Source organism: uncultured Kriegella sp. (genome assembly GCF_963975415.1).
In the GTDB taxonomy this organism is placed as follows: Bacteria; Bacteroidota; Bacteroidia; order Flavobacteriales; family Flavobacteriaceae; genus Kriegella.
In genome coordinates, this window is record NZ_CAXBGN010000001.1 from 850,643 (window position 1) to 863,949 (window position 13,307).

10 protein-coding genes are annotated in these 13,307 nt (G+C 40.8%); 3 read left to right on the forward strand and 7 right to left on the reverse strand.

The window, feature by feature from the left end; translation table 11 throughout:
- Nucleotides 1-9: 9 nt before the first annotated feature.
- Nucleotides 10-1,425, reverse strand: coding sequence for a SusD/RagB family nutrient-binding outer membrane lipoprotein (locus AACZ88_RS03540; protein ID WP_339706259.1), 1,416 nt, complete (start codon nt 1,423-1,425; stop codon nt 10-12).
- A gap of 99 nt (nt 1,426-1,524) precedes the next feature.
- Nucleotides 1,525-4,596: a SusC/RagA family TonB-linked outer membrane protein gene (locus AACZ88_RS03545; RefSeq protein ID WP_339706262.1), complete on the reverse strand. Its 3,072-nt coding sequence runs from the start codon at nt 4,594-4,596 to the stop codon at nt 1,525-1,527.
- Between the two features lie 213 nt (nt 4,597-4,809).
- Here AACZ88_RS03545 and AACZ88_RS03550 point away from each other — a divergent pair, with 213 nt between their 5' ends.
- Entirely contained in the window at nt 4,810-5,259 is a 450-nt protein-coding gene (locus AACZ88_RS03550; RefSeq protein ID WP_339706265.1) for a hypothetical protein, read from the forward strand.
- Nucleotides 5,260-5,309: 50 nt separating this feature from the next.
- Complete coding sequence (locus AACZ88_RS03555; protein ID WP_339706268.1) at nt 5,310-5,759, forward strand: hypothetical protein; 450 nt, start codon at nt 5,310-5,312, stop codon at nt 5,757-5,759.
- 66 nt (nt 5,760-5,825) lie between these two features.
- Here AACZ88_RS03555 and trxB read toward each other — a convergent pair whose 3' ends face one another.
- Nucleotides 5,826-6,797, reverse strand: a complete 972-nt coding sequence (trxB, locus tag AACZ88_RS03560; RefSeq protein ID WP_339706271.1) for a thioredoxin-disulfide reductase — start codon at nt 6,795-6,797, stop codon at nt 5,826-5,828.
- 280 nt (nt 6,798-7,077) lie between these two features.
- Here trxB and AACZ88_RS03565 point away from each other — a divergent pair, with 280 nt between their 5' ends.
- Entirely contained in the window at nt 7,078-7,782 is a 705-nt protein-coding gene (locus tag AACZ88_RS03565; protein ID WP_339706274.1) for a LytTR family DNA-binding domain-containing protein, read from the forward strand.
- Nucleotides 7,783-7,850: 68 nt separating this feature from the next.
- On the opposite strand, the gene galK is transcribed toward AACZ88_RS03565, so the two are convergent.
- The 4 genes from galK to AACZ88_RS03585 form a co-directional block, all read right to left on the reverse strand.
- Nucleotides 7,851-8,978: a galactokinase gene (gene galK / locus AACZ88_RS03570; RefSeq protein ID WP_339706277.1), complete on the reverse strand. Its 1,128-nt coding sequence runs from the start codon at nt 8,976-8,978 to the stop codon at nt 7,851-7,853.
- A 14-nt stretch (nt 8,979-8,992) separates the two neighbouring features.
- The gene (locus AACZ88_RS03575; protein WP_339706280.1) at nt 8,993-10,144 is read right to left on the reverse strand and encodes an SUMF1/EgtB/PvdO family nonheme iron enzyme; all 1,152 of its coding nucleotides are present in this window, start codon (nt 10,142-10,144) and stop codon (nt 8,993-8,995) included.
- Nucleotides 10,145-10,176: 32 nt separating this feature from the next.
- The gene (locus tag AACZ88_RS03580; RefSeq protein WP_339706283.1) at nt 10,177-11,730 is read right to left on the reverse strand and encodes an arylsulfatase; all 1,554 of its coding nucleotides are present in this window, start codon (nt 11,728-11,730) and stop codon (nt 10,177-10,179) included.
- Nucleotides 11,731-11,797: 67 nt separating this feature from the next.
- Nucleotides 11,798-13,144 carry a Gfo/Idh/MocA family oxidoreductase gene (locus AACZ88_RS03585; RefSeq protein WP_339706286.1) on the reverse strand — a complete coding sequence of 449 codons (1,347 nt, stop codon included), beginning with the start codon at nt 13,142-13,144 and terminating at the stop codon, nt 11,798-11,800.
- Nucleotides 13,145-13,307: the final 163 nt, after the last annotated feature.

A 13,307-nucleotide genomic window follows, 5' to 3' on the forward strand; every position in this document is an offset into this window, starting at 1 on the left:
ATTGATTGCTTATTCGGCATCCCAAAAAATACGATCAAGCAAGGTTACCGATGGTACATTATTTCCATTTCTACTTACCTCACTATCCGGATAGGAAAGTCTTCTGATAAACTGACCGCTAAGATCTGGATTTAAATTAGCGGGCAAAGTCATATCCTTATATTGATAATCAAATCTTCGCGCATCGTTCCAGGCCTCCGGATGTAAAAATAAAGCAATCCATTTTTCCTTAAATATATCGTTTATGGAGAAAACAGACTCCCCCATATCTACACTTGAACTTTCCAAATACGCATCTATCTCTAGCTGGGGTACCTCAAGCATTTCCATATGGGCTTCAATCCCATCCAAATAGGCTTGATACGACCGTGTTTTGTCGGTATCAAAAGTTGCCTCTGCCTCAATAAACTTTTGCTCACTATACGTACCTATTAATATAGGTGAGGTTATCGAAGTGTAATATTGATCTTCGACCAAGGTAGACCTCGCTCCTTGCTCTGGGGCATTTCCTCTCCCTAAACCATTTACCGTACCCACAAATTCATCAGCATCAGTCGTACCTACCATTAATTTAAGTCTTGGATCAATCGCTTCATATGAGGTTCCATCCAACGCTTGGATAAATTGCTCGGAAATCCACCCACCAAGCAATAAATCAGCATTATCCCTGGCTACATCGGCCCATGGATTAATCGATTGTTCGAAAAAAGAAACTTGTGCATTATCTTCATTCGATTGAAATGCTTTATCCAGTGCCGCTAAAACTGCAGTATCATTGTAACCTGTTAATCCTTTCTGGTGTATCATCGTACGAGCCTTAAGCATATTGCCAAAAGCAATCCACTTGGCAACATCTCCTGAATAGATAAAATCATCATCGCCTAATGATGCCGTTGTTTCACCCTGAAGATTTGTGATGCCCGCATCCAAATAATCCATGACCACGCTATAAAGTTCCTCATCAGTATCGTATTTCGGGGTAACTGTTTCAAAATTAAAGCTTTCAGAAAACGGCATATTTCCAAAGATATCAACACCCATGCTAAGGTTGAGCCCCATTAAGACCTGAGCGGCACCCTGATAGTGAGAGGCACCTTGCTCTTCTGCTTTATCAATAAGCACTACCAAATCTGTCATGACATTATATAAACTGAACCATGTGTTATTGTTACTCACGGGTTCCATGGTATCTGAAGCACTTGCAGGGTTTGGTGACGCCAAATATTGAACATAGTTTGATGTAATATCTCCGACGCGATATACATTATTGGCCGACTCATAGGTGCTATTAATCATTAAACCAGAGATTGGTGCATCTTCAGGATTATTTGGATTTTCATTGACATCTAAATAAGAGTCACATGAAAAGGTCATCAGCACCAATATGGTGCTCCCTATTTTTGTTAAAATATTGCTTGGTTTCATCCGATTTTTTTTATTTGTTGTAAAGACAATTGTGTTTTGATATTGCATGTTTATATCCATTCAAATTTGTGCAGGTAGTCACAGTACTACTGACAATTACTATAACCCGAAATTCAAGGTCAAGTAGTAGCTCTGTGTGCCGGGAAAGCCGAGACCCGTAAATCCGATGGCGTTGCCTCCTGCTCCTGCTGAAAATGACTCTGGATCAAAACCATCCCATGGGGAATATAAAATGATATTGTTCGCGGCCAGAGAAACCCTAAGGGACGTAAACGGCGTTCTATCCAGTATTCTGTCGTCGAGGTTATAGGCCAGTGATATACTTCTCAACTTAATGTAACTCGCATCTTTCACAAAATTTTCGGTGATACCCCTATAATCGTTCCGCCAAAATCCCGCACCATAATCATTGCCATCGGGCCCTACCCCTTGTCCAAGCCAGACTTCTTGTGTATTGGTCGTCCCATCTTCCAAAACACCATCAAACACCCTAAAATCATTTCTGGCCAATGTATATTCATTTTTACCAAAGGCGGCCAGAAAATTGTCGAATTGGTTGTATTGTTCTACATCTGCCCTGAAATCAACTAAAATGCTTAATTCGAAATTCTTGTACCGTAGTTCATTTCTCAGACCTCCTATCCATTTTGGAACCGCATTGCCCAAAATAAGCTGATCGGCATTACGGTCGGGGAAGCCTTCATCATCAATAATCACTGGGAGACCGCTTTGGAGAAACAAGTTGTTTTCATCGGCACCAAAACGTGAATAACTAGTTCCATAAAGGTTACCATAGGCCTCGCCTTCTATCAACTTCATGGTCACTGTACTTCCGGCATATCCGAATTGGCTACCTACCACAATTTCATCGATACCTTCGCGAATAGCCTTTACTTCATTGTTATTCATCGATAGGTTGGCAGTAGCGGTCCATTCAAAATCCTCATTTTGAACAATATCACCACCAAGAATAATCTCAACACCACTATTCTCAATTTCACCCGCATTGGTGATATAGGACGAAAAACCTGTTCCATCTGAGATGGGAACCGGTATAATTTGGTCCTCGGCATTCGATTTATAATAGGTCAAGTCTAAATCTAACCGCCCATCGAAAAATGCCAATTGTGCCCCAAATTCCAAAGAAGTAGTCAACTCTGGTTTTAATGCTGGATCTCCGAAAGTACTATTTCTACTAAAACCGACCTGTCCGTCAAGTGGAAAAACATCTGGCGAAACGAAGGTAGCCCCGAGAACATGTGGATTCGTATCTTTTCCAACCTGCGCCCAAGATGCCCTAAGCTTACCGAAGGTTAACCAAGAATTGGTATTTAAATGTTCACTAAATACATAACCTAAATTCACCGAAGGATAGAAGAAAGAATTGTTATCTTTAGGCAACGTTGACGAAATGTCATTTCTTCCGGTTACATTCAAAAACAGATATTCTTTATAGTTTACCATCAAATCTCCATAGAAGCCGACCAGTCTTCTGATACTTTTTCCCTGATCCGCAAAAATTTGTCTCGTATTATTAAGGTTATAGAACTCTGGAATTACAAAATCGGAGCCGGTTGCCGTAACCCGGTCATATTTTCGCTCAAAAATGTCATTACCCAATCGCAAAGATGTATTCCAGTCATCATTGAACTGCTTCTTTAAAGTAATGTAAAAGTTTGAGGTAATATCCCTACTGTTAATTCTGGTTTCCTCCAACTCACCTGTAGAGCTTAATGGCAGCTCGCCGTCAATGCCTTTGGGTCCGGGCGTAATCTCCGTTCTGACATCACTATAAAAATCAGTACCTACACGATAAGAAAGGGTCAACCATTCCGTGGGATTATAATTTAAATTTAAATTACCGATTATTCGATTTACGTTGTCTACATAGGTACTAAAACGGGCATCATATATCGGATTTGTATTCCCATAGGTTTTCATTGTGCCATCCGGGTTAATGTAGTCACGTACATCTTGGGTTTCTGCCCAATACATCATTCTTTCCATAAACCGATCGTGCGGCACCCTATTCCCCCCTGAGTTGGTATAATTTATAGATCCACTAAAATCAAATTTTTCGCTTACCTGAACCGTTCCCGAAAGTTTAGCTGTAGTTCTTGCCCAATCGCTAAAGGGAATTATGCCTTTTTGATCGAAGCGCCCGAACGATCCATAAAAAGTCGCTCTATCTCCTCCTCCTGAAATACTTAAACTATGATCGGTTTGAACACCCGTATTAAATGCCCTGTTCCAATTGTCTTGATATTTATGTCCAGGAACATTTAGCGCAACCTCCGATATTGGAGCGCCCCAAGAAGGCCAAAAACTAGTGGGATCGTATTCCCCACTAAAACCTTGTCCATATTGATCTTGTAACTTGGGCAGACGGTTTAACTCTTCAAAACCAACTGAAGTATTCAGGTTAACCCTTACCTGACCTTTTTGCCCTTTTTTAGTTGTAATAATTATGGCTCCGTTGGCAGCCCTTACTCCATAAAGTGCAGTTGCGGCCGCACCTTTTAACACTGACATAGATTCAACATCTGCCGGATTTATATCCGCTGCCCTGTTTGATAATCCACGAGGGGTGTTTGTTGACTCTACAGTGGAGTTATCAATAGGTACTCCATCGACTACAAAAAGGGGTTGGTTGTCTGCCTGCGGGTCTAATGAGTTTATACCCCTTATAATAATTCTTGCACTCTGCCCAGGAGCACCACCAGAATTGGTAATCTGTACCCCGGCAACTTGTCCTTGCAGCGCATTCACTAAATTTGTTTGCTTAGTTTTTACAATTGCTTCGGCATCTATACTTTGGGCGGCATACCCTAAGGCCTTTTTTTCCTGCGATATTCCAAAAGCTGTCACAATAACTTCGCTCAACTGTTCTGAATCTTCTTCGAGTTGAACATCTAAAATTTGATTACTTCCTACAGTAATTTCTTTGGTTTTCATTCCTAGATAAGAAAATTGTAGTATGTCACCTTCCCTTGCAACTATCGAATAGTTACCATCGAAATCAGTGGTGGTTCCCGTATTGGTTCCAGTAATAACTATTGACACCCCTGGTAAAGGAACATCCATGTTGTCAGTCACTTTGCCACTAATAGTTTGGCCGACGAGCGTATAAGTCAATAACAGGGCAAACAATGAAAAAAGTGTATTCTTCATAGTAAATTGGAGTTAGTAGTTCATAACTAAAGTCTGCAAAAAAAATTGAAAATCAAACATTTTACGTAGGAAATGTTTGATTTTAAGCATTCTATATAAATCCCTTTCCTAGTTTTTAAAAACACATTTTTTATTACTTAAAATTGATTTTTTAACAAAAAAATTCGTAACTTTTGATATATAATCCAATCATTAACCATAAAGATTACTATTATGAGAAAGTTATCTGTTTTAGTTCTTTTGTTTTTGATTTTAGTCTTGACGACCAATTTTACCGTGCCTACAAAGAAATCTTACCACCCGTCAATCGAAGGTACTTGGGAATTGATAAACCGGTACAACTATGATGGTGTCAACATCACCGATACCCTCACACCAGCTACCGGATTCAATCAAATTAAAATGTTTTACAATGGTAAAGTAATGTGGACACGATATACCCCTAACCAATCAGTTGAATGGTTCGGGTACGGAACCTATGAAACGACAGATAGTACTTTGACCGAAAGATTGGAATACATGTCGGCATCGATGCGAAGAATTGCCAACGAGAACATGGAATGGCACATGGAACTACAATTAGAAAACAACACTTACACCCAAATTAATCTCGATGAAGAAGGAGGCCGTATCGCCTCTGAAAATTATAGAAGGATCAATTAATGATGATACCATTTTGAGGTATTTTAAATTATAACTTAAAAACAAAGACTATGAAAAAATTACTCGGATTGATTTTCTTATTGCTTTTTCTAGTCTCCGCTACGGAAGCTGATTCTGAAAAGCTAGCTTATCATCCATCAATTGAAGGTACTTGGGAGCTTGTCAGTTTCTACAATTATCTCGATGGTGTTACCGTTTCAGATACCCTACCCACTACAGAGGGATATCGACAAATAAAAATGTATTATGACGGAAAGGTCATGTGGACGAGGTATGTGCCAACGGATTCTGTCGAATGGTTCGGATATGGCTCTTACGAAACTACGGACAATACTTTAACCGAAAGACTGGAATATATGTCGGCCTCGATGCGTAAGATTGCCAATGAAAATATGGAATGGAAAATGGAACTTCAATTGGACAACCATCGGTTTAGCCAGATTTTTCTCGACGAAGATGGAAACCGCATAAATTCTGAAAATTATAAAAGAATTGATTAAGATTTTATTGCTTGAAACAAAAAGCGCCGCTTACGCGGCGCTTTTTTATTTATATTATCGATTTAATTATGAGGTCGCGACCTCCTCGTGGGTTTCAACTGTCGCAAGATACCGTTCAGCATCTAAAGCGGCCATACAACCTGTACCTGCCGCTGTTACTGCTTGACGGTACTCTTTGTCCTGAGCATCGCCACTAGCAAAAACACCTGGTTTGTTGGTTTTTGTCGATTTTCCTTGAGTAAGAATATAACCGACCTCATCCATATCCAATTGGCCTTTGAAAATATCAGTATTCGGCTTATGACCTATGGCAACAAAAAGCCCAGTGATAGCGATATCTTCTTTTTTACCGGTTTGATTATTGACCATACGAAGTCCTTCCACGACCTGATCTCCCAACACTTCATCAACTTCAGTGTTGTAACGAACCTCTATGTTCTTGAGGCTATTTACCCTGTGTTGCATCGCTTTAGAAGCTCGCATATAATCTTTTCTTACCAACATGGTAACTTTATTACAAATATTGGCCAAATAAGATGCCTCCTCGGCTGCCGTATCACCGGCACCAACAATGGCAACATCTTGACCCTTATAGAAAAAACCGTCGCACACCGCACAAGCCGAAACACCCCCACCGCGCAAACGTTGTTCACTAGGAATGTTTAAATACTTTGCCGTAGCTCCTGTAGAGATAATTATGGTTTCTGCCTCGATTTGTGTACTTCCATCAATGGTCACTTTATGAATACCGCCAACTTCATCGCTCAATTCAACTGCTGTAGCCATACCGATTCTAACCTCGGTACCAAATCGTTCGGCCTGTTGTTGTAGCTGAACCATCATAGAAGGGCCATCGATTCCTTCAGGGTAACCGGGAAAATTATCGACCTCTGTAGTCGTGGTCAACTGCCCACCTGGCTCCATACCAGTATAAACCACCGGCTTGAGGTCTGCTCTAGCGGCATATATGGCTGCGGTATATCCTGCGGGTCCAGACCCAATAATCAATGTTTTTAATCGTTCGATTTTATCCGACATAATTCAAATTTTCAAAAAATTTATACTACAAAAGTAGGTTTTTTAGCAAAAACCTTACATTAAAAGTTATCAAAAGTTATCTATTCGAAAGACCGTTTGAATTCGCAGTTGTCTTTCATTTTTACATCAATTCCCCGAAAAGGAAACACACCTCATCATTCCCCCAGTCGAATTACAAGCAAAGTTCAAGCTAAAAAAAGAAAAGTTAAAAAAAATTCAGAAAACCAAACCCTATGAACTCATTCTTCGTAGATAGGTATAGAAACACGAATCTTTGACCATGAAAACTAGAAAACTAAACTGTATCGTCGTAGATAATTCGGAAATGCAACGAGAGCAACTCAAAAAATTGATTTCATTGCACCCGCTTTTGAACCTTGCAGCCAGCTACAAAAATGGGTTGGAAGCACTTGATAATATCAACGACATCGATCAAATAGATCTTCTTTTTCTCGATATCGACATACCGCATATTGACGGATTTGAGCTACTAGAAACTTTAGTACAAAGCCCGCAAGTTATAATCATCAGCAACAACGCCGACCATGCTCTGAAGGCTTTTGATTACGATGTTGCCGATTACCTCTTAAAACCAACTGTGCCATATCGCTTTGAAAGTGCTGTTGACAAGGCATTCTTCAAGTCTGGTATAGGTGTTCCAAAGCAAAAAGAAAAGCACATCTTTGTCAAATGCGAGTCAAGAAGTGTCAGGGTCAGACTATCAGATATCAAGTGGGTAGAAGCCTTAGGCGATTACGTTAAACTCGTTATGGAAAACAAAAACATGATGATTCTCTCCTCCATGACCGCCTTTGCCAAACAATTACCAAACAAAACATTTGTCAGAATTCACAAATCATATATTATAAACCTACAAAAAGTCGAGAATTTTAATAGTTCAACAGTGGCGATTTGCGGAAGAAAGATACCTTTAAGTAGAAAAAGAAAAATGGAGTTTAGGGAGGCTGTCGGCTTTTATGAATAAAAAGCACCCTATCGTTACAAGAATCAAAAAATTACGGCAAATCAAGTTTGAATCTATTTAATAAATTTCTATCGAGCCATTGTACCGGCACTGGGGCTTACCGTAAAAGCTTCCAATGCTATATTGAAACTTTTTTTATAGGCGATACTTGCCTTTTCTATAAATTCATCAACGCTATCCCGATGAACAATGTTCAGCGTACAACCGCCAAACCCTCCCCCAGTCTGGCGAGCACCTAAAACAGCGGAAAAACCCTTTGAAAAGTTAACCAAGAAATCGGATTCCGGACAACTTACTTCATACAGCTTACTGATTCCCTCATGAGCCTCATACAGCAGTGCACCAACCTGGTTCAAATCATTATTCTTTAGTGCATCTGCCATTAACAAAACTCTTTCGTTTTCAGCAATTATAAATAAACAACGGTTAAAGACCACTTCACGCATGTCTTGCTTTACCTCCTCGAGCATTTGTAAAGTGGCGTCTCTGAGGGAGCCAACTTCAGGATACTTCTTTTTTATTACCGAAACCCCTTCTTCACACTCCTGCTTTCGCACATTGTATTCACTTGTTGCCAAATTATGCGATACCTTCGTATTAAGCATTACGATTTGATAAGGCTCAAACGCTATTGGAATTTGGCTATGCTCCAACGATTTACAATCGAGCAAAATAACATGCCCGGCTTGGCTCATCACCGAGGCAAATTGATCCATAATACCGCACTGCGTACCTACATAGGTATGTTCTGCAGTTTGTGACAATTGCACAATATCTTTTTTAGTAAGACCAAGGTCGAACAATTCATTCAGACCAAAAGCCAGTCCGCATTCCAATGCGGCCGAGGAACTTAAACCTGACCCTTGTGGAAGATTACTTTGCAATGTACAATCAAAGCCTTTAACACCATCGGTTCGTTCTGAAATTTCGTTGAGAACGCCTAGAATATAGTTTTCCCATTCTACCGAACTTCTAGCAATTTTTTTTAGGTTGATTTTAAAACCTATATCAAAGTCCGTACTGTAAATGTTACATTCGGTATCCGAACCATTCCTTTGTAATTTGAAAATAATCTTCTTTTCGATTGCGGTGGGCAGTACATACCCTAGGTTATAATCGGTGTGTTCCCCAATAAGATTTATTCTTCCTGGGGACTCAACAACGAGTTGGGGACTGAATTTCTCTAAAAACTTCATTAGGTCGGTTTGGTTTAATCCTTCTCTTTTTTTGCCATTTCTACGGAAGCCACAGTCCTAAAACCCAAATGCTCCAATGAGGAGTCGAGACTTGTCGCCATTCTTGCAGATATTCTATAACTGGCGCAATAGGAAGCGTTGCAGAGAAACGACCCTCCTTTCATTATTTTTTCTTTGGCATATGGATCCCGCTCATTAAACGGAGCGGTTGCCCCTTGCGGATTTTTAGTAACCGCATTGGTCGAAAGCATTTCATTGTAGAAGTTCGTGTTGTACCAATCGCCAGTCCATTCCCAAACATTTCCTGCCATATCGTAAAGTCCCTTATTATTGGGAGGATATGATTTCACCGGGGCACGATCCTCATAGCCATCGGTTTTTGTATTGGTAACAGGAAATTCGCCTTCCCATGTATTCGCTTTCTTTTCAAGGCCCGAAGCATCGTTCCCCCAGAAATATATAGCATTTTCTTCCTCACCTCGAGCAGCGAGTTCCCATTCCGCTTCGGTGGGCAATCTTCGACCGGCCCATTCACAATAAGCCAAGGCATCTTCATAGGCAATATGGACCACAGGGTAGTCGTCTTTACCTTTTATAGAACTTTTAGGACCATTGGGGTGTCGCCAGTTGGCACCAATAGTCCAACTCCACCACTGAGAGAAATCATATAAATTTGGAACACTGCTTTTTGCTTTTTTGAAAGTCAAAGAGCCAGGCTGCATAATAGAATCATGAGGTTTAGGGGTTCCTTCGGGAAGCTGTTTTTTCATCTCTTCCCAATCAATGGCACGCTCGGCAACCGTTACATAACCCGTCTCATCGACAAACTTCTTGAATTGGCTATTGGTAACCTCAGTGACATCCATAAAAAAGCCATCGACGGCTACATTATGTGCAGGTTTTTCATGGTCCATCGCCATTTTGTCTTGATCCACCGCCCCTTGCATAAAAGTCGCTCCATCAATCCATACCATACCTTCAGGAACCTTTACATCTTCAGGCTTCGACTTTACAACTTCGATATTTTGAGGTACGGCAACCTTGGCAACTTCGGTCTTCACCTCCTTTTGTACAGCTTGATTATCTTTTTTTTCTTTGTTTTTACAACTAGTAAATCCGATTAAAAGAATCAACATAACTAGAATTGCACTACTATTTCGCATCATAGGGTAAAAAATTTGAGGGGTAAAGATACGGTCTATTTGTTAGTTAGTAGACCGTTTTCAATCAAAGGAATCTTAAAACTTTCCAATTCGGGAGTCTCACGTTCCTTGCTGAAAATTTCCGCAGCCTTTTCTATTATCTCCGGATGGGCATCCGCCACATTGGTCGTTTCAGTTGGATCATCCTTTAAATTATAGAGCTCCAAAGTTGGCTCATCCTTACTTTTTAAATTTCTACGCAACACTTTCCAATCACCCATTCGAATGGCAACTTGTCCGCCACTACTAGGAAATTCCCAATACATAAAGTCATGTTTTTGCTGATCACTTTGTGAAAGTAGTGTAGGAAGAAAACTGAGACCATCTCCATTTTCAGGAGCTTTGTAGCCCGCAACATCCGCAAATGTAGCCATCATGTCATAATGTGCGGAAACATGGTCGCTCTTGCTACCCGGCTCTATTTTCCCTGGCCATGAAGCAATCAAAGGCACGCGAATACCCCCTTCATACAAGAACCCTTTTCCTCGACCCCTTGTTCCTTGAAAGGGCTTTGCACTATCGAAAAATTCAGAATCAGAGCCCCCATTGTACGTCGGCCCGTTATCAGAAGTAAACACAATCAACGTATTATCGTAAATACCGAGGTCTTTCAATTGTTTTACCAGTTTTCCTACATTTTCATCTAAATAAGAAACCATAGCGGCATAGGCAGCATGGGGGTTCTTATGCGGAAAATAACCCCTATCACCCAAATAGGGCTCCTCATCGCCAAACTTTTCAATATAATAATCTACCCATCTTTTCGGCGCTTGAAGTGCGACATGCGGAATGGGACTGGCCCAATACATAAAGAAAGGTCGGTTCTTGTTCTCTTCGACAAAGCCGGTCATTCCCTCGAACATAATATCCGGTGCATATTGATTCAGGGTAAAATCGGAGTAACTTTCTGAAGCTTTTGGATCTGCGCCCTTTGGCAATTTGGTATTTGGTGCAACAGTATCATTGGCCAAATGTAAGCGGTTTCTATTCTTGTATAAAAAGAGCGGATAATACGTATGCGCCTGACGCTGACAATTGTATCCAAGGAAAAAGTCAAAGCCCATTTCATTGGGTATTGATTGGGTGTTCGGGGCTCCCAATCCCCATTTGCCAATCATACCGGTGGCATAGCCTACCTCCTTAAGTTTAGCCGCAAAGGTTACCGTACCTTCGGGCATCGGTCGTTGTCCTTCTAATACGGAGTCTTTCGCCATTGCCCTGTAATTCCAGACGTCACCACGTTCGCCCCACTCAGAATTACTACGTACATAGGCATGCCCTGCGTGTTTTCCAGTCATCAACATATATCTTGCCGGGGCACAAACGGGAGCACTGCTGTAATGCTGTGTAAACAACATACCGTTTTTTGCCAAGGCGTCAATATTAGGAGTTTCGATCTTTTCTTGGCCATAGGCCCCCAATTCGGCATAACCCAAGTCATCGGCCAAAATATAGATGATGTTCGGTTTTGTCGATTTTTCAGTTGTTATTTTGTTTTCTGGGTTGTCTTTACAGGAAAAAAATAATGTCCCTACGGCTAGTAGGGACATTAAATGCTTGATATTAAACATATACAAATGTGGATTCAAATAAATATTCTATTTATAATGGCAGGTGTTATACTACCACTGTTTTTCCGGGTGTAGGTATTGCATAGGTACCATCTGCCAAAGGCTGAACCGGTGCAGGAGAATTCCATGTCATATTATCGGGCACCAAAACCAAATCAGAGTTCAAAGCTTCGTCCCAATTGATTACTTTACCAGAATAAGTGGCCATTCTACCCATTATCGCAGTAAGGGTACTTTTCGCCCCGTTTTCAGCATTTGAGATAACGCCACCATTTCGAATCGATTCGAATAATTTAACATGTTCTACTTCATACGGATTCGGATCATCTTTTCCTCTATGTTCGAATAATGTTTTGCCACTCCAATCTTTTAATTCGGCCGTATCTCCTTTGGTTGAAACCGTTCCTTTGGTTCCCTGAAAAAATTCGGACACCCTGCTCATTGTTTCCGGCTGATGTCGACACTGACTTGCGATTACAGCACCACTCGGATATGTGTATTCTACAAAATGGTGGTCAAAAATTTCACCATGGTCTTTGCCTGTACGAACTTGTCTACCTCCCATACCTTGAGCAGAGATTGGGTACTCTCCAATAAACCAGTTTGCGACATCGATGTTATGAATATGTTGTTCAAGAATATGATCCCCGCATAACCAATTGAAGTAATACCAATTACGCATTTGGTACTCAAGTTCAGTCTGTTGAGGCTGTCTTTCCCGTACCCAAACACCTCTACTGTTCCAATATACCTGACCTGATACAATCTTACCAATCTTGTCTTGCTTCAATTGCTCTAATGCGGCAAGGTAACTATCTTGATAGTGACGTTGGAGTCCGACAACAACATTTAATTTATTTTCTTTCGCTTTTTTACCGGCAGCCAGTACCCTACGTACCCCGGGAACATCGGTGGCAACGGGCTTTTCCATAAAAACGTGTTTCCCATTATTTATGGCATACTCAAAATGTTGCGGTCTAAACCCTGGGGGAGTGGCTAAAATGACCACATCTGCCAAATCTATAGCCTTTTCGGCCGCATCGAAGCCTACAAACTGATGTGCTTCTTTTACATTTATTTTCTTGGTCTCGCCCATTGCTTTGGCAATATTGGTCAAACTTGATTTCAACCGGTCTTCGAAAGCATCGGCCATGGCAACCAGTTCTACATTATCATCGGCCTTTAAGGCTTGAACAACCGCACCTGTTCCCCGGCCTCCACAACCTACTACGGCAAGTTTAAGCTTCTTATCGTTAAGTACATTTACCATAGCACCCATCTGAAATGTCGGAAGTACCATAGCGCCTGAAAGCAACGCTGTACTCTTGACAAAATTCCTTCTTGAATTTTCAGACAGTCCTTTGCCCTTCTTGTTATTCTCCATTTTTTCCATTGTTATTGAATTTATATCTGTTCGGTTCTAAACCATTTTGTGTAGCGCCCGTGAATATAAAAATAATATTCCTTTTTTCTTGCCAGCACTTCACTTTTTTGACCTTTTAACAATCATATCACAGATTAAAAATCAAATGCGATGCGAATATCGCATAGCACCT

What these genes read in the sequence shown, in the direction of transcription:
- AACZ88_RS03540 (WP_339706259.1), bottom strand. Translation starts at nt 1,425, where the DNA reads ATGAAACCAAGCAATATTTTAACAAAAATAGGGAGCACCATATTGGTG.
- AACZ88_RS03545 (WP_339706262.1), bottom strand. Translation starts at nt 4,596, where the DNA reads ATGAAGAATACACTTTTTTCATTGTTTGCCCTGTTATTGACTTATACG.
- AACZ88_RS03550 (WP_339706265.1), top strand. Translation starts at nt 4,810, where the DNA reads ATGAGAAAGTTATCTGTTTTAGTTCTTTTGTTTTTGATTTTAGTCTTG.
- AACZ88_RS03555 (WP_339706268.1), top strand. Translation starts at nt 5,310, where the DNA reads ATGAAAAAATTACTCGGATTGATTTTCTTATTGCTTTTTCTAGTCTCC.
- trxB (WP_339706271.1), bottom strand. Translation starts at nt 6,797, where the DNA reads ATGTCGGATAAAATCGAACGATTAAAAACATTGATTATTGGGTCTGGA.
- AACZ88_RS03565 (WP_339706274.1), top strand. Translation starts at nt 7,078, where the DNA reads ATGAAAACTAGAAAACTAAACTGTATCGTCGTAGATAATTCGGAAATG.
- galK (WP_339706277.1), bottom strand. Translation starts at nt 8,978, where the DNA reads ATGAAGTTTTTAGAGAAATTCAGTCCCCAACTCGTTGTTGAGTCCCCA.
- AACZ88_RS03575 (WP_339706280.1), bottom strand. Translation starts at nt 10,144, where the DNA reads ATGATGCGAAATAGTAGTGCAATTCTAGTTATGTTGATTCTTTTAATC.
- AACZ88_RS03580 (WP_339706283.1), bottom strand. Translation starts at nt 11,730, where the DNA reads ATGTCCCTACTAGCCGTAGGGACATTATTTTTTTCCTGTAAAGACAAC.
- AACZ88_RS03585 (WP_339706286.1), bottom strand. Translation starts at nt 13,144, where the DNA reads ATGGAAAAAATGGAGAATAACAAGAAGGGCAAAGGACTGTCTGAAAAT.